Source organism: Serratia sp. 506_PEND (assembly GCF_001076875.1).
In the GTDB taxonomy this organism is placed as follows: Bacteria; Pseudomonadota; Gammaproteobacteria; order Enterobacterales; family Enterobacteriaceae; genus Serratia; species Serratia marcescens.
Map to the genome: position 1 here is coordinate 1 of NZ_JVEL01000595.1, position 341 is coordinate 341.

At 56.9% G+C, this 341-nt stretch carries 1 protein-coding gene; it reads left to right on the plus strand.

Translation table 11 applies throughout. The features are described from left to right. The coding region (locus ADK28_RS26860) for an ImcF-related family protein (RefSeq protein WP_048797170.1) at window positions 1-341 on the plus strand (341 nt) is incomplete at both ends.

Here is a 341-nt window from a genome sequence, read left to right on the forward strand (position 1 = left end):
ATCTGGATTATGCCCTCAGGCACACCGACTGGCATCACGCGCGTGGACAACAGGATCCTGACGCGATAGCCGCCTGGAAGCCTTTTGCACAGCCTGTCGCTGACGCACAGCAGGAGCTGAGTCGTCTGCCATTATATCAGCGGGTGTATCAGGGACTGATGGTACGGGCTACCGCGATGCTGCCACCGGATTTGCGGGTACAGGATGAAACCGGGCAAAGTTTTGACAGCGTGTTTGTGCTGCGTGATACGCATGCCGGCACGGTACCGCGCCTGTTCACCTGGTCCGGTTACAGCGATTTTTTCCTGGGCCAGAATAACACGTTGTTTGATTTGACCGGG